Source organism: Pantoea ananatis PA13, from assembly GCF_000233595.1.
Classification (GTDB): domain Bacteria; phylum Pseudomonadota; class Gammaproteobacteria; order Enterobacterales; family Enterobacteriaceae; genus Pantoea; species Pantoea ananatis.
In genome coordinates, this window is sequence record NC_017554.1 from 1,018,523 (window position 1) to 1,033,962 (window position 15,440).

Genomic DNA, 15,440 nt, shown 5'->3' on the forward strand with positions numbered 1-15,440 from the left:
GTCAACTGAACACCTGAAGGATTTCCCTATGACGTCAATTGATCGCCTGCTGGGCATTATGAAAACCCTGCGCGATCCGCAGCAGGGTTGCCCGTGGGATCGCGAGCAGACCTTTGCCACTATCGCGCCTTACACGCTGGAAGAAACCTATGAAGTGCTGGACGCCATCCAGCGCGAGGACTTCGACGATCTGCGGGGGGAGCTGGGCGATTTGCTGTTTCAGGTGGTGTTTTATGCCCAGATGGCCCAGGAGCAGGGGCGTTTTAATTTTGATGATATCTGCCATGCCATCAGTGACAAGCTGGAACGCCGCCATCCACACATTTTTGCGGACGGCACGGCAGAAAACAGCGCAGACGTGTTGAAAAACTGGGAAGCCATTAAACGCGCGGAACGGGCAGAAAAAACCCAGCACTCAGCGCTGGACGATATTCCCAAAGCCCTGCCAGCCCTGATGCGCGCCCATAAAATTCAGAAACGATGCCACAACGTGGGCTTCGACTGGAGCACACTGGGGCCGATGGTCGATAAGGTGCATGAAGAGATTGACGAAGTCATGCATGAAGCGCAGCAAAGCGTTATCGATCCCCAAAAGCTGGAAGAAGAGATTGGCGATCTCCTGTTTGCGACCGTTAACCTCTCTCGTCATTTGGGCAGCAAGGCCGAAACGGCGCTGCAGAAAGCCAACGACAAGTTTGAGCGACGTTTCCGCGCGGTAGAAGCTATTATCAGCGCGCAGGGCCTGACAATGCCGGGGGCGACGCTGGAACAGATGGAGGCCGCCTGGCAGCAGGTGAAGGCAACGGAAAAAAGCTGATTATTCCTGTACCGCGCATAAAGTGTGCGCTCGAGCTTACTCGATTCAGCCTGACGTCAGATTTGTGACGCAGGTCAAAATTTTGTTTACCGCTATCCGCTATGTTACCCGCAGCAATGCTTTGGGAGAGGGATGTGATTCATCAATTGTGGCTGATAGCGGTTTCCAGTATACTGTTTTCCCGTCCTGGTTATTCCACCGTCTTTAAACCTAAACTCTCAGGTTCAGCATGACAACGAATTATATTTTTGTGACCGGCGGGGTCGTATCCTCTCTGGGTAAAGGCATTGCCGCAGCCTCCCTCGCAGCCATTCTCGAAGCGCGTGGTCTGAATGTGACCATCATGAAACTGGATCCGTACATCAACGTCGATCCGGGTACCATGAGCCCTACTCAGCATGGTGAAGTGTTTGTCACCGATGATGGTGCCGAAACCGATCTGGATTTGGGTCACTACGAGCGCTTCATCCGCACTAAAATGTCGCGCCGCAACAACTTCACCACGGGCCGTATCTACTCAGAAGTCCTGCGCAAAGAGCGTCGCGGTGACTACCTTGGCGCCACTATTCAGGTCATCCCTCATATCACGAATGCGATCAAAGAGCGCATTCTTGAAGGCGGTGAAGGTCACGATGTGGTGCTGGTCGAAATCGGCGGTACGGTTGGTGATATCGAATCCCTGCCGTTCCTGGAAGCGATTCGTCAGATGGCGGTGGATGTGGGCCGCGAGCATACGATGTATATGCACCTGACGCTGGTGCCTTACATGGCCGCCGCAGGCGAGGTGAAAACCAAGCCGACGCAGCACTCGGTCAAAGAGCTGCTCTCCATCGGTATTCAGCCTGACGTGCTCATTTGCCGGTCCGATCGTGCGGTGCCAGCCAATGAGCGTGGCAAAATTGCCCTGTTCTGTAACGTGCCGGAAAAAGCCGTTATCTCGCTGAAAGACGTCGATTCAATTTATAAAATTCCTGGCATGTTGAAATCACAGGGCCTGGACGACTACATCTGTAAGCGTTTCAACCTGAACGCCCCGGAAGCCAATCTGGCCGAGTGGGAGCAGGTGATTTATGAAGAAGCCAATCCGGGCGGCGAAGTCACCATTGGCATGGTGGGCAAATATGTCGAGCTGCCGGATGCCTATAAATCCGTTATTGAAGCGCTGAAGCACGGCGGTCTGAAAAATCGTGTGACCGTAAACATCAAGCTGATCGACTCACAGGACGTTGAAACCCGTGGTGTCGAATTGCTGAAAGATTTGGATGCCATTCTGATCCCTGGCGGCTTTGGCTACCGTGGTGTAGAAGGCAAGCTGATGACGGCGAAATACGCGCGTGAAAACAACGTGCCTTATCTCGGCATCTGCCTCGGCATGCAGGTCGCACTGATGGAGTTCGCCCGTAACGTCGCCGGAATGGAAGGCGCTAACTCCACTGAATTTGTGCCAGACTGTAAGTATCCGGTGGTGGCACTGATCACCGAATGGCGTGACGAAGAAGGCAACGTGGAAGTGCGTACTGAACAGAGCGATCTGGGTGGCACCATGCGCCTGGGCAGCCAGCAGTGCCAGCTGAATCCGGAAAGTAAGGTTCGCCAGCTGTACGGTTCTGACACCATTGTTGAGCGCCATCGTCACCGCTATGAAGTGAACAACATGCTGCTGAAGCAAATTGAGGCAGCGGGTTTACGCGTGGCAGGTCGTTCAGGTGACGATCAGTTGGTTGAGATCATTGAGATCCCGAATCATCCATGGTTTATTGCTTGCCAGTTCCACCCTGAGTTCACATCGACGCCTCGCGATGGTCATCCGTTGTTTGCGGGTTTTGTGAAAGCAGCACATGAGCATCAGAAGCGTTTAGCGAAATAAGTTTAACGAACAACGCGCGAACTTTTCGCGCGTTGTTTGTCTTAGGATTGACTAACTTGTACTGAGGAAAATCGTAATGGCCAAAATCGTAAAAGTCATCGGTCGCGAAATTATCGACTCACGTGGCAACCCAACTGTTGAAGCAGAAGTTCACCTGGAAGGTGGTTTCGTTGGTCTGGCTGCGGCACCTTCAGGTGCATCTACCGGTTCTCGTGAAGCACTGGAACTGCGTGACGGTGACAAATCCCGTTTCCTGGGCAAAGGCGTAACCAAAGCCGTTGCTGCGGTTAACGGCCCGATTGCTGAAGCGGTAAAAGGCAAAGACGCGAAAGATCAGGCGAACATCGATAAAATCATGATCGACCTGGACGGTACTGAGAACAAATCTAACTTCGGTGCTAACGCCATTCTGGCTGTTTCCCTGGCAGCAGCGAAAGCCGCAGCGGCCTCTAAAGGTCAGGCGCTGTATGAGCACATCGCTGAACTGAACGGCACCCCGGGCAAATACTCTATGCCACTGCCAATGATGAACATCATCAACGGCGGCGAACATGCAGACAACAACGTCGACATTCAGGAATTCATGATTCAGCCGGTTGGCGCTTCAAACGTTAAAGAAGCGATCCGTATGGGTTCTGAAGTGTTCCACAACCTGGCAAAAGTGCTGAAAAGCAAAGGCATGAGCACGGCGGTGGGTGACGAAGGTGGCTATGCGCCAAACCTGGGTTCTAACGCCGAAGCGCTGGCCGTTATCGCTGAAGCGGTAAAAGCAGCCGGTTACGAGCTGGGTAAAGACATCACCCTGGCTATGGACTGTGCGGCTTCTGAATTCTACAAAGATGGCAAATACGTTCTGGCCGGTGAAGGCGGTAAAGCGTTTACCTCAGAAGAGTTCACCCACTTCCTGGAAGATCTGACTAAACAGTATCCGATCGTTTCTATCGAAGATGGCCTGGACGAGTCTGACTGGGATGGCTTCGCCTACCAGACCAAAGTGCTGGGCGACAAAATCCAGCTGGTGGGCGACGACCTGTTCGTAACCAACACCAAAATCCTGAAAGAAGGTATCGAGAAAGGCATCGCTAACTCTATACTGATCAAATTCAACCAGATCGGTTCACTGACCGAAACCCTGGCTGCAATTAAAATGGCGAAAGATGCAGGCTATACCGCTGTGATCTCTCACCGCTCAGGCGAAACTGAAGATGCGACCATCGCTGACCTGGCGGTCGGTACAGCTGCGGGCCAGATCAAAACCGGTTCAATGAGCCGTTCTGACCGTGTTGCTAAGTACAACCAGCTGATCCGTATCGAAGAAGCGCTGGGTTCAAAAGCCCCCTTCAACGGTCTGAAAGAAGTTAAAGGTCAGTAAGTTTACTGCCGTCTGACTTCTGATCATAACCCGCCCACGTGGCGGGTTTTTTTATGCCCGGATCTTATGCGGCTTCCTCCATCTTTTTGCGCGACGTCTATGCTGTTTACATCCGTTCTTAATAAAACCCACCGACACTGAATAACGAGCAAGGTGCGCCGGGCTGACCCCGCACCTTACCGCTGGCCTGAAGCACGCGCTTCAGGTTCACATTTCTGACAGGCAGAAGGGGGAAACGCATGAGACTGGCTTCTTATAACGTGGAAAACCTGTTCGATCGCGCCAGAGCAATGAACCAAAACGAATGGCGTGAGGGCAAACCGACGCTGGAAAAATTCGCCCAACTGAATGCACTGCTGGGGCAGGTGGAATACAGCGATGCGACTAAGAAGCAAATGGTGGAATTGATGGAGGCGCTGGGGCTGCAAAAGTCAGATACCGGCCCCTTTGTTATCCTGCGGCGTAACCGGGGAAAGCTTTTAACCCGCCCCACAGACAACAGCGGAATAAAGATTATTGCCGCAGGACGCGCCGACTGGGTCGGTTCGCTGGAACTGCGGCGTGCGCCGGTAGATGAAATAGCTATGGGATTAACAGCGCAGGTCATGATTGACCTTAAGGCAGATATTTTGACCGTTGTTGAGGCAGAAAGCCGGCCCGCTTTACTGGAATTTAATAACGCCATGCTGCCTGCGCGCCAGGGAACGCCTTTTGGCCACGTCATGGTGATTGACGGCAACGATGAGCGGGGCATAGATGTTGGCCTGATGACAGGAGCAGGCTTCGCAATCGACACCATTCGCAGCCACGTTGATGATAAGGATAAGCAGGGCGACCTGATTTTCTCGCGCGACTGTCCCGAATTTGCGATTCCGCTACCCGATGGACAAACCCTGCACGTGCTGGTTAACCATTTTAAAAGCAAAGGCTACGGTGCCAAAACGCTTTCCGACGCCCGCCGTAAACTGCAGGCCGAACGGGTGAAGGCAATTTATCAGCAGCGAATTAAAGAGGGACAAACGCTGATTGCTATCACCGGAGACTTTAACGATACGCCGGACAGCGAGGCGCTGGCACCTCTGCTGAAAGAAACCGATCTGAAAGATATCTTCACCCATGAAAAATTTGATAACGGCGGCTATCCAGGAACCTGGGGCGGCTGCAGCGCCAGTAATAAAATTGACTACATTTTACTGTCCCCCGCGCTGTGGAAAAAAGTGGAAAAGGGCGGCGTGTGGCGCAAAGGGATGTGGCCAGGCGTGCGCCCGGTAAAATGGGAAACCTATCCCGAACTGAAAAAAGAGGTGAATGCCGCCTCGGATCATGCGGCAGTCTGGGTGGACCTGAAGATCTAGTCCGAGGTATAGACGGCACAGGTCGCGGCGCTGACCGCAGCCTGTGCAGCCACAGCATTACAGCGACTGAATGATGCGTTTCAGTAAACGAATGCGCGGTTCAATGCTGTTCAGTTCCATATATTCAGACGGGCTATGAAAATTTGCGCCGATGGGGCCAAACCCATCCAGTGAGGGCGTGCCCACTGCGGCGGTATGGTTGGCATCTGAGCCCCCGCCTACAGCCTGCCAGCTAATCTCAATGTCTTCTGTTTGCCCGGCTTGCTCGACGATCTGCATTAGCGCTTCTGTTTTAGCATCTGGCGTCATGGCAGGCGTGTAAGCCTGCTGGGTAACCTGCGTCGTTACGCCGGGCTCCGTCTCAGAATGCGCAAGGGCTTTCATCGCCATGTTGACCCGCTCAAACTCAGCGTTAAGCTGAAAGCGCACGTCTACGATCATCTCTGCGTGGTCTGGCACAATATTTGTCGCGTCCCCGCCTGAGATCACGCCGGTGTTTACCGTTGTGCCCTGTGCGGGATCGGCCAGGTTCGCAACGGCAATGACGCTGTGCGCCAGTGCGTTGATGGCTGAACGGCCTTTATCGGGATCGTTGCCCGAATGCGCAGCAACGCCGCTAAAATTCAGCCGATACCGCGCCATGCCTTTCCGTGCTTTGACCAGTGAGCCATCGCTTCTCGCCGCTTCGCCAACCAGCACGCAACGGCTGCGTTTTGCCAGCCCGGTCAACCAGTGATGAGAATACACCGATCCGGTTTCTTCATCGGGATTCATGGCGACGGCAATAGATAAACGATCGCGCTCAGCGTGATTCAGCCCACGTAAAGCCCAGAGAATGGTCAGCAATCCCCCTTTCATGTCCGCCACGCCGGGGCCTCTGGCGCGATCGCCCTCAAGAGAGAAAGGACGTGCAGCCACCGTTCCCACAGGAAAAACGGTATCCATATGCCCCACCAGTAAAACATCATAATGCTCTGCATCAGGTTTGTTGGTGACCAGCAGGCCCGGGCCCACCTTGTCGTCCAGCTCAACACGCTGACAGTGCCAGCCATCCTGTTGATACCATTGCTGAAAGTGCTGGTATACCTGTTCCACGCCTTCCACCGAGCCCGTTCCGCAGTCAATATTGACAACCTGTTCCAGTTCCTGAAGATACTGTGTTAATTCCATAGGTTACTCCGCAATCATCAGTCGCATAACTATCATGGCGCCGAAGGCATTCAGCACCGACAGGGCAATCATCAAAGGGATACGTTTTGCTGGAATGCCGATCACGCCAAGAATGCGTCCAGCGTACTGGACCTGTGAACCCATCAGGTAGATGGCTGGCGCCAGGATAGCCAGATGGGCACCGGTCAGAATCCCTCGCTCAAATAAACTGATGGCAACGCCCACGCCACCGCCCATGGACATCCAGCCGCCAATGAGCACCGCGGCGGCCTCGCCCGGCAGGCCGAAAAGCCGCATCAGGGGGCCGAACAGCCATGCCATGCCAGCCAGCGTGCCGGTGAGTTCCAGGGCATAAATAATAATGAAGGCCATCAGAACGTTAGGCAGTGTGCTGGTCGTCGCGATGGTCCAGCCTTTTCGCGCTCCGGCCACAAAGACATCGGTGATCATCGGTTTAGCTGAGTCAGTCATTTTTTACCTCTGTACCTTGTCTGCGTTCGCCGATCGTCAGGATCAGGCGAACCAGATTAGCGCCCACGATTTTCATGACGAACATTACCGCCACGCACAGACCAATTGAGGCTGGAACGGCATGCGAGCCATCAAGCGCTACCAGGGTAAACAGCACCGCACCGGAGGAGAAAAAGTTGGTAATCATCGCGCCAGCGGAAAACTGAAACATAGTAAAAATTATTTTTTCTTTTTCCGTGATCTGCCCTTCATCAGCCAGTACGCGGGTTAATGATGCGTCAACATCCGTGCTTTGCAGACTCCCAATCATGGCCAGCCCGGTTGAGCCTGGGATCCCCATCAGAGGCCGCAGTAGCGGGGTAAGTAGCTTACGGGCTGCACGAAGTGCGCCGTAGTGCTCAAGCACGTTGATCATGCCTAACGCAAACATAACAGCAGGGATCAACCCAAATGCGAACAGGAACCCATCCATTGCCCCATAACCGCCTTTTCCCCGAAAGGCGCTTTGCGCGACATCCAGGGTGTCGGTTTGAAGACTGACACCGGATACCACTTTTCCGAATGCCCCGTTTAATGTGGTGAAGTCAAACACGGCATACCACTCTTTTCCGCCAGGCAGACCGGAGAAAAACACCATGGCAAACAGCAAGGCCAGGTAAGCGCCCGGTCCGACCTTGAGCGGTTCGGATTGAGAAGAGTCAGTCATCGTTTATTTCCTTACATCTTTGGCGACAAAAGGCGATGCTAAAAGTGGGATGTAAGCGGAGGAATGATGACGATCAATTTGCAGTACAAAGAGCCAGCAACGGGCCAAATAGTGCTAAACAGCTCACAATAATCAGTGAAATTCGCCTCTGGATAAACGCAAAAATCCGGCTTGCCTTAGACAGAGTCAGCCACGCCGCATCACCTGACATGATCTTAACCCGGAGTTCTGCGATAATCGCGTTTTGCTAAAACCACAGAGACCATTATGCAGTACCCGATTAACGAAATGTTCCAGACGCTGCAAGGCGAAGGTTATTACACCGGCGTGCCGGCTATTTTCATCCGCTTACAGGGATGTCCGGTAGGATGCAGCTGGTGTGACACCAAACACACCTGGGAAAAACAGGCGGATCGGGAAACATCATTAGGCGATATTCTGGTCAAAACGGTGGAAAGCGATGCCTGGGGCAACGCCGATACGGCGACGCTGCTCAGCAGCATTGCGCAACAGGGCTGGACGGCCCGGCATGTGGTGATCACTGGCGGCGAACCGGCCATTTACGATTTACGCCCGCTGACCGCATCGCTGGAGGCGGCAGGATTTCAATGCCAGATTGAAACCAGCGGAACCCATGAAATCCACTGTTCCGAACAAACCTGGGTTACCGTTTCACCGAAGGTAAATATGCGCGGCGGATACGACGTGCTGGCTCAGGCCCTGAGCCGTGCGGATGAAATCAAACATCCGGTTGCCCGGCAACGTGATGTGGAGGCGTTAGACGACCTGCTGGCTGGCATTCAGGACAGCAAAGCTCGAATCATTGCGCTGCAGCCAATTAGCCGCAAAAATGAGGCGACAAAACTTTGTATTGAGACCTGTATTGCGCGCAACTGGCGCCTGTCGATGCAGACACATAAATATCTGAACATCGCCTGATAAGACTCAGGCGGCCTCTCGCCGCCTGACCGTTATTGCTTCGCTTTCCAGGCCTCAAAAGCCTGTTTGATCTCCGCTTTGGCCGCGCTGGCGTCTTCGAATCCCTTCAGCTCCACGTTTTTACGCCCTTCCGGCAGCGCTTTATAGACGCGAAAGAACGCTTCCAGCCGCTGCTGTTCCAGCTTTGGCAGATCGGCAACCGTCTGAATCGCATCATAGGTCGGATCGACTTTGCTGGCCGGAACCGCCACGATTTTGTCATCCACTTCGCCACCGTCGATCATTTTCAGTACGCCAATCGGGCGCAGTTTAATTAATGTCCCGGGCGCAAGTGGGGCGCGGGTGTAGAAGATCACATCCAGCGGATCGTTATCGCCGCCCAGCGATTGCGTCAGCGAACCGTAGTTTGCCGGATAAGCGACCGGCATCGACTGAAAACGATCGGCAACGATAAAACCGGTTTTCGCATCGGTTTCATATTTGATGATTCCGCCTGCGGGAATTTCCGTCACGGCATAGAATTCGTCGGGCAGTGAATCGGGTTGTGGAAAGCTGAGGATGTTTTCCGCCTGAACGGCGGCAGAGGCGGTGATAAAAAAGAGACAAGCAAAAAGCGGTTTTACCAGGTTCATTGTTGATTCTCTTGATCTTTAATGAAGGAGAGAACAGCCTGGTGGGGAAAGATGACAGAAGGATGACGTCAGACAGAGGAGGAGAGTTCAGCTGATGTCGTGCAGGAGAGGCGGCAGCAGGCCGATCAACAGGTCAGTCAGCGGGTGACCGGCCCTGCGCTGCCGTACAGAGCAGATTAACCGCGATAGGTGCAGCCTGCAGTACAGGTTTCTTTGATCATCACCGCACTCAGTAGCGGCAGGCGAGGCTTCATGTGATCCCAAATCCATTTTGCCAGGACTTCGCTGGTGGGATTCTCCAGTCCGGGGATCTCATTAAGATAATAGTGATCGAGCCTGTCATAGAGGGGTTTAAACGCCGCTTTCAGCTCAGCAAAATCCATGACCCAGCCGGTATGCGCATCCACTTCACCGGTAATTTCCAGACGAACAAGGAATGAGTGACCGTGCAGACGGCCGCATTTGTGTCCTGCCGGCACATTGGGTAAATAGTGTGCGGCTTCGAACTGGAACTCTTTAAATAACGTGGTAGACATAATCGCTCTCAGGCATTAAAAACGGCTGAATTCTACCTGAAAGGGCAGTTTTTCGCATCTGCTAAGCGCCGTTAAACGACGATTAAGCCAGAATAGTAAAAGGATTCGCGCGCCTTTCCCACAATGCGCTCAGCCATGACTCGGATCGTCAGCCGGAAGCCGCGCCACGATAGCTTCCGCTATGCCGTAATCCTCAATCAGCAGCCGTTGCTGCTCTGAACGTGACAGCGGCGTAAAGGTTTCCTTTCCCTCAGGGTCCCTGATAACCCGTTCTCCCTTCACGATTCCGGTGATGCTCCCGGCGCTGGCGCGGCGAATCAGCAAGGCACCGTCAAAGCGGCTGCTATGTCGGCTCTGTTGATGACGTGACTGAAACGCGTCAACGGGGAGGCAGGTAGTCAGAATTTTGCAGTCGATTCCTGCCCGACCCAGCGGTTTCCAGTGTATGTACCAACTGCCGTCTCGCTCATAAACGCGTGTGCCCCAGACGGGATGGGGATTCAGCCTGGCTTCCAGCGGGAGCGGATGGCCATGGAGCAGCGTGCTGTCAACCACCCGCGTGCCTGCATCCGTGTTAACAAACAGCATGCCATGACCGGGGGAACCTGCGGGCGCCGGACGTGAGGACAGCATGGTGGAAAGGCCAAACTGCACGTTGAATCCCACGTGTATCAGCAGGGCATGCAACGCGCCATGGCCCGCCCAGCAGGTGCCGCCTGTGCCATAGGTTAACCAGTGAGTGAAAAAGTCGGTTGCCGTGCTGCCGGGCAAGGGGAGGGCGCTGTCGTGGTCAGTCATTAGACGGCGGCGAAGATTATCAAAGGGTACCGACTGGCACCAGGCGCGATATATCTCACTCAGTCCGACCTCATCAGGGGCGGGAGGCGCGCTAAACCCCAGTTTTTGCAGAATCTGCTCCGCCATTGCTTGCGGTAACGCGGTGATAATGCCTGGCACCTGTCGTTGCTCCTGGCCGTTTTCCTGTTGTTAACCCAGCAATTTGCCGCGATCACCCGTCGTAAAGTCCAGTGCGCGCCGTGATTACCTGAGTGTGTTAACTCTCAATATTCTTACCACTTTTAACGATTAATTTTATCTGAAAAACCATTTAGTCATTTTGGTTATTTGATATGTCGAAGGCGTATTTAATCGTTAATATAGCAGCCTGTACCCTTTCTTCTCTTCCGCTACTATTCGGTCCGGACTTCTGCTACTGGAATTTTTATCGCGATGACGACTCAGGCACCAGGCTCAATGCTTCCGCTCTCTCAGGAGCAACTTGCTCGTTTACAGGCAGCAACGACAGATTTTTCCACCACTCAGATGGCCTGGCTCTCTGGCTATTTCTGGGGCATGGTCAATCAAACGCCAGGCCAGGCGGTTGCCAGCGCGCCTGCGCAGGCTGAAACCCCGGCGATTACGCTGCTCTCTGCCTCACAAACCGGCAATGCCCGCCGGGTAGCCGAGCAGTTACGCGATGACCTGCAGGCGGCAAAACTGACCGTGAATCTGGTCAACGCGGGCGACTTTAAATTTAAGCAGATTGGCCAGGAAAAAATTCTGATTGTCGTGACCTCGACGCAGGGCGAAGGCGAACCACCGGAAGAGGCCGTTGCGCTGCATAAATTCCTGATGTCTAAGAAAGCGCCCAAAATGGACGGCGCGGCCTTTGCCGTGTTTGGTCTGGGCGATACCTCCTATGAATTCTTCAGCAAAGCGGGCAAAGATTTTGACAGCCGCCTGGCCGAGCTGGGTGCAGAACGACTGTTGGATCGGGTCGATGCGGATGTTGAATATGCCGAGCAGGCCAGCGCCTGGCGCGCGGCAATTACTGCCGCACTGAAAGAACGCGTACCGGCAGCGTCACCGGCCCAGAGTGCGGCAACCGTCGCCGGCAGCGTGAACGAAGTCTTCACCAGCCCTTACACTAAAGAGCAGCCGCTTAGTGCCAGCCTGGCGGTTAACCAGAAAATTACCGGGCGCGATTCGGACAAAGATGTGCGTCATATCGAAATCGACCTGGGCGATTCAGGGTTACGCTACCAGCCTGGTGATGCGCTGGGCGTCTGGTATGAGAATGACGCCGCGCTGGTTAACGAGCTGCTTGAACTGGTGTGGCTAAAAGGCGATGAGCCGGTTGAGGTGCAGGGCCAGACGTTACCGCTGGCAGAGGCGTTGCAGAAGCATTTTGAGTTAACGGTCAATACGGCGCAAATCGTCGCGCAGTACGCAGCCTTAGCGCGTAACGACGAACTGCTGTCGCTGGTGGATGATAAAGCCAAACTGCAGCAGTATGCGCAACGCTATCCGATTGTTGATATGGTTCGTCTGGCACCAGCTCAACTGAGCGCAGAACAGTTATCCGGCTTGCTGCGTCCGTTAACGCCGCGTCTTTACTCTATCGCTTCGTCTCAGGCCGAAACCGATACCGAAGTACATATCACCGTGGGGGCCGTGCGCTTTGATATTGAAGGGCGCCCGCGCGGCGGCGGCGCTTCCACCTGGCTGGCGGATCGCATTGAAGAAGACGGTGAGGTGCGCGTGTTTATCGAACACAACGATAATTTTCGCCTGCCCGCCAACCCGGATGCACCGGTCATTATGATTGGGCCTGGCACCGGTATTGCGCCGTTCCGCGCCTTTATGCAGCAGCGCGAGAACGACGGCGCCAGCGGTAAAAACTGGCTATTCTTTGGCAATCCCCACTTTACTGACGATTTCCTGTATCAAGTGGAATGGCAGAAATACGTGAAAGATGGCCTGTTAACGAATATCGATCTGGCCTGGTCGCGCGATCAGGCCGAGAAAATTTACGTACAAGATAAAATCCGCGCCAAGGGTGCGGAGGTGTGGAGCTGGTTACAGGAAGGCGCGCACCTTTACGTCTGCGGCGACGCCAATCGGATGGCAAAAGACGTTGAGCAGGCATTACTGGATGTGGTGGTCGAACACGGCGCTATGGATCGTGAAACGGCTGACGAATTTTTAAGTGAGCTGCGCATTGAGCGCCGTTATCAGCGAGACGTTTACTAATGACTGAAAAATACCCTGGACCGCTGGTGGTTGAAGGCAAACTCACCGACGCTGAGCGTTTAAAAAAAGAGAGCAACTACCTGCGCGGTACCATCCTTGAGGACCTCGACGAGGGCCTGACCGGTGGTTTCAGCGGCGATAACTTCCTGCTGATCCGTTTTCACGGCATGTACCAGCAGGATGACCGCGATATTCGTGCTGAACGTGCGGAGCAAAAACTTGAGCCTCGCCATGCGATGATGCTGCGCTGTCGTCTGCCGGGCGGGATCATTACGCCCACACAGTGGCTGGCGATTGATAAATTTGCTACCGATAAAACCCTTTACGGCAGCATCCGTTTGACCAACCGTCAGACTTTCCAGTTTCACGGCATTCTGAAGAAGAACGTGAAGCCGACGCACCAGATGCTGCACGAAGTGGGGCTGGATGCGCTGGCGACAGCGAATGACGTTAACCGTAACGTCCTCTGCACCTCAAACCCAGTGGAGTCTGAGTTGCATCAGGAAGCCTATGAGTGGGCCAAAAAGCTGTCGGAGCATCTGCTACCGCAAACCCGCGCTTATGCCGAGATCTGGTGGGATCAGGAAAAAGTGGCGACCACCGACGAAGAGCCGATCCTGGGCCAGACCTACCTGCCGCGTAAGTTTAAAACCACGGTGGTGATTCCGCCGCATAACGATGTTGATCTGCACGCTAACGATCTGAACTTTATCGCGATTGCGGAAAACGGCAAGCTGGTGGGCTTTAACCTGCTGGTGGGCGGCGGCTTGTCTATCGAGCACGGTAATAAAGCCACCTACGCGCGTACCGCCAGCGAATTTGGCTACTTCCCGGTCGATAAGATCCTGGATGTGGCAGCGGCGGTAGTGACGACCCAGCGCGACTGGGGCAACCGTACCGATCGTAAAAACGCCAAAACCAAATACACGCTGGAACGCGTAGGCGTAGAGACGTTCAAGGCGGAAGTCGAGAAGCGCGCCGGTGTCACGTTTGCGCCGACACGTCCTTACGAATTCACCACCCGTGGCGATCGCATTGGCTGGATCAAGGGCATTGATAACAAGTGGCATCTGACGCTGTTCATCGAAAACGGTCGTCTGCTGGATTATCCGGGACGTCCGCTGAAAAGCGGCGTGGCGGAAATCGCCAAAATCCATCAGGGCGATTTCCGTCTGACCGCCAATCAGAACCTGATTGTGGCAGGCGTGCCGGAAAGCCAAAAAGCGCAGATTGAAGCGATTGCCCGCGAACACGGCCTGATGGAAAACGTGACGGCCCAGCGGGAAAACTCGATGGCCTGCGTGGCGTTTCCAACCTGTCCGCTGGCGATGGCGGAGGCTGAACGTTTTCTGCCGTCTTTCGTGACGAAAGTCGAAGAGATCATGCACAGCCATGGCGTAGGCGAAGAGCACATAGTGTTACGCGTTACCGGTTGTCCGAACGGCTGTGGCCGTGCCATGCTGGCAGAAGTGGGCCTGGTGGGGAAAGCGCCGGGCCGTTACAACCTGCATATCGGGGGTAACCGCATCGGAACGCGCATTCCACGTATGTATCGCGAAAATATTACTGAAAGTGAAATTCTCGCCACACTTGATGAGCTGGTAGGTCGCTGGGCGAAAGAGCGCGAGGCCGCAGAAGGCTTTGGTGACTTCGTGATTCGGGCTGGCATTGTTACGCCGGTGTTGGATCCTGCGCGCGACTTCTGGCAGGAGGCAAAATGAGTATCGATCTTGCAGCACTGAATGAGATGTCGAAGGTCCAGCGCGCGATGGCGTTGGCGGCAACCAACGCCCAACTGGAAAAAGCCACGGCTGAAGAGCGTGTAAGCTGGGCACTGGAAAATCTGCCGGGGGCTTACGTGCTCTCGTCCAGCTTTGGCATTCAGGCTGCGGTATCGCTGCATCTGGTGACGCGCGTACAACCGGATATTCCGGTCATCCTCACCGATACCGGTTATCTGTTTCCGGAAACCTACCGCTTTATTGATGAACTGGCTGACCAGCTTAACCTTAACCTGCAGGTGTTCCGGGCGGAAACCTCGCCAGCGTGGCAGGAAGCCCGCTACGGCAAGCTGTGGGAGCAAGGGGTAGAGGGCATTGAACAGTACAACCAGATCAACAAAGTTGAGCCGATGAATCGGGCGCTGGAAACCCTGGGCGCCCAAACCTGGTTTGCGGGCCTGCGACGCGATCAGTCAGGCAGCCGCGCCACATTGCCGGTACTGGGCGTGCAGCGCGGCGTGTTTAAAGTGCTGCCAATTATTGACTGGGATAACCGCCAGATTCATCAGTATCTGCAAACCCACAACCTGAAATACCATCCGCTGTGGGAGGAAGGCTATCTGTCTGTCGGAGATACGCACACCACGCGCAAGTGGGAGCCGGGGATGGCAGAAGAAGAAACGCGTTTCTTTGGCCTGAAACGTGAGTGCGGCCTGCACGAAGGCTAACTGACGCGCTGAGTTCTGGTAACGGGCGATCCTCTGGGGTCGCCCGTTTTGCTATGGCCTCCGTCATCGCCTCAGGGGAAGGATGTCGGCTGC

14 protein-coding genes are annotated in these 15,440 nt (G+C 54.5%); 8 read left to right on the plus strand and 6 right to left on the minus strand.

Going from position 1 to position 15,440, the window contains the following annotated elements:
- The first annotated feature begins 28 nt into the window (after nt 1-28).
- From mazG to PAGR_RS04930, 4 genes are all read left to right on the plus strand, one after another.
- Nucleotides 29-817: a nucleoside triphosphate pyrophosphohydrolase gene (gene mazG, locus PAGR_RS04915; protein ID WP_044042520.1), complete on the plus strand. Its 789-nt coding sequence runs from the start codon at nt 29-31 to the stop codon at nt 815-817.
- Nucleotides 818-1,046: 229 nt separating this feature from the next.
- Nucleotides 1,047-2,684, plus strand: coding sequence for a glutamine hydrolyzing CTP synthase (pyrG, locus tag PAGR_RS04920; protein ID WP_013026947.1), 1,638 nt, complete (start codon nt 1,047-1,049; stop codon nt 2,682-2,684).
- 76 nt (nt 2,685-2,760) lie between these two features.
- A complete protein-coding gene (eno, locus tag PAGR_RS04925; protein ID WP_013026946.1) occupies nt 2,761-4,056 on the plus strand; it encodes a phosphopyruvate hydratase in 1,296 nt (431 codons plus the stop codon).
- A gap of 239 nt (nt 4,057-4,295) precedes the next feature.
- Nucleotides 4,296-5,411, plus strand: a complete 1,116-nt coding sequence (locus PAGR_RS04930) for an endonuclease/exonuclease/phosphatase family protein (RefSeq protein WP_014594448.1) — start codon at nt 4,296-4,298, stop codon at nt 5,409-5,411.
- 57 nt (nt 5,412-5,468) lie between these two features.
- On the opposite strand, the gene PAGR_RS04935 is transcribed toward PAGR_RS04930, so the two are convergent.
- Genes PAGR_RS04935 through PAGR_RS04945 form a run of 3 tightly spaced genes read right to left on the minus strand, consistent with a single transcriptional unit; the run spans nt 5,469 to nt 7,758 of the window.
- Nucleotides 5,469-6,581, minus strand: a complete 1,113-nt coding sequence (locus PAGR_RS04935) for a M20 family metallopeptidase (RefSeq protein WP_014605161.1) — start codon at nt 6,579-6,581, stop codon at nt 5,469-5,471.
- A gap of 3 nt (nt 6,582-6,584) precedes the next feature.
- Nucleotides 6,585-7,052, minus strand: coding sequence for a YjiG family protein (locus PAGR_RS04940; RefSeq protein WP_014605162.1), 468 nt, complete (start codon nt 7,050-7,052; stop codon nt 6,585-6,587).
- Nucleotides 7,045-7,758 (minus strand): nucleoside recognition domain-containing protein, encoded by a 714-nt coding sequence (locus PAGR_RS04945; protein ID WP_014605163.1) that lies wholly within the window; start codon nt 7,756-7,758, stop codon nt 7,045-7,047. The genes PAGR_RS04940 and PAGR_RS04945 overlap by 8 nt, the downstream gene beginning before the upstream one ends.
- A gap of 267 nt (nt 7,759-8,025) precedes the next feature.
- On the opposite strand from PAGR_RS04945, the gene queE reads away from it, so the two are divergent.
- Nucleotides 8,026-8,697 carry a 7-carboxy-7-deazaguanine synthase QueE gene (gene queE / locus PAGR_RS04950; RefSeq protein WP_014605164.1) on the plus strand — a complete coding sequence of 224 codons (672 nt, stop codon included), beginning with the start codon at nt 8,026-8,028 and terminating at the stop codon, nt 8,695-8,697.
- A 32-nt stretch (nt 8,698-8,729) separates the two neighbouring features.
- On the opposite strand, the gene PAGR_RS04955 is transcribed toward queE, so the two are convergent.
- The 3 genes from PAGR_RS04955 to PAGR_RS04965 form a co-directional block, all read right to left on the minus strand.
- Nucleotides 8,730-9,329: an inorganic diphosphatase gene (locus tag PAGR_RS04955; RefSeq protein WP_013026940.1), complete on the minus strand. Its 600-nt coding sequence runs from the start codon at nt 9,327-9,329 to the stop codon at nt 8,730-8,732.
- Between the two features lie 176 nt (nt 9,330-9,505).
- On the minus strand, nt 9,506-9,865 hold the full coding sequence (gene queD, locus PAGR_RS04960; RefSeq protein ID WP_013026939.1) for a 6-carboxytetrahydropterin synthase QueD: 360 nt from the start codon (nt 9,863-9,865) through the stop codon (nt 9,506-9,508).
- 129 nt (nt 9,866-9,994) lie between these two features.
- The gene (locus tag PAGR_RS04965; protein ID WP_014605165.1) at nt 9,995-10,822 is read right to left on the minus strand and encodes an arylamine N-acetyltransferase family protein; all 828 of its coding nucleotides are present in this window, start codon (nt 10,820-10,822) and stop codon (nt 9,995-9,997) included.
- 273 nt (nt 10,823-11,095) lie between these two features.
- Here PAGR_RS04965 and cysJ point away from each other — a divergent pair, with 273 nt between their 5' ends.
- The 3 genes from cysJ to PAGR_RS04980 are packed head-to-tail and all read left to right on the plus strand — an operon-like array spanning nt 11,096 to nt 15,347.
- Nucleotides 11,096-12,898, plus strand: a complete 1,803-nt coding sequence (cysJ, locus tag PAGR_RS04970) for an NADPH-dependent assimilatory sulfite reductase flavoprotein subunit (RefSeq protein WP_044042292.1) — start codon at nt 11,096-11,098, stop codon at nt 12,896-12,898.
- Nucleotides 12,898-14,619 (plus strand): assimilatory sulfite reductase (NADPH) hemoprotein subunit, encoded by a 1,722-nt coding sequence (gene cysI, locus PAGR_RS04975; protein ID WP_014594442.1) that lies wholly within the window; start codon nt 12,898-12,900, stop codon nt 14,617-14,619. The genes cysJ and cysI overlap by 1 nt, the downstream gene beginning before the upstream one ends.
- On the plus strand, nt 14,616-15,347 hold the full coding sequence (locus tag PAGR_RS04980; RefSeq protein ID WP_014594441.1) for a phosphoadenylyl-sulfate reductase: 732 nt from the start codon (nt 14,616-14,618) through the stop codon (nt 15,345-15,347). The genes cysI and PAGR_RS04980 overlap by 4 nt, the downstream gene beginning before the upstream one ends.
- The last annotated feature ends 93 nt before the right edge of the window (nt 15,348-15,440 follow it).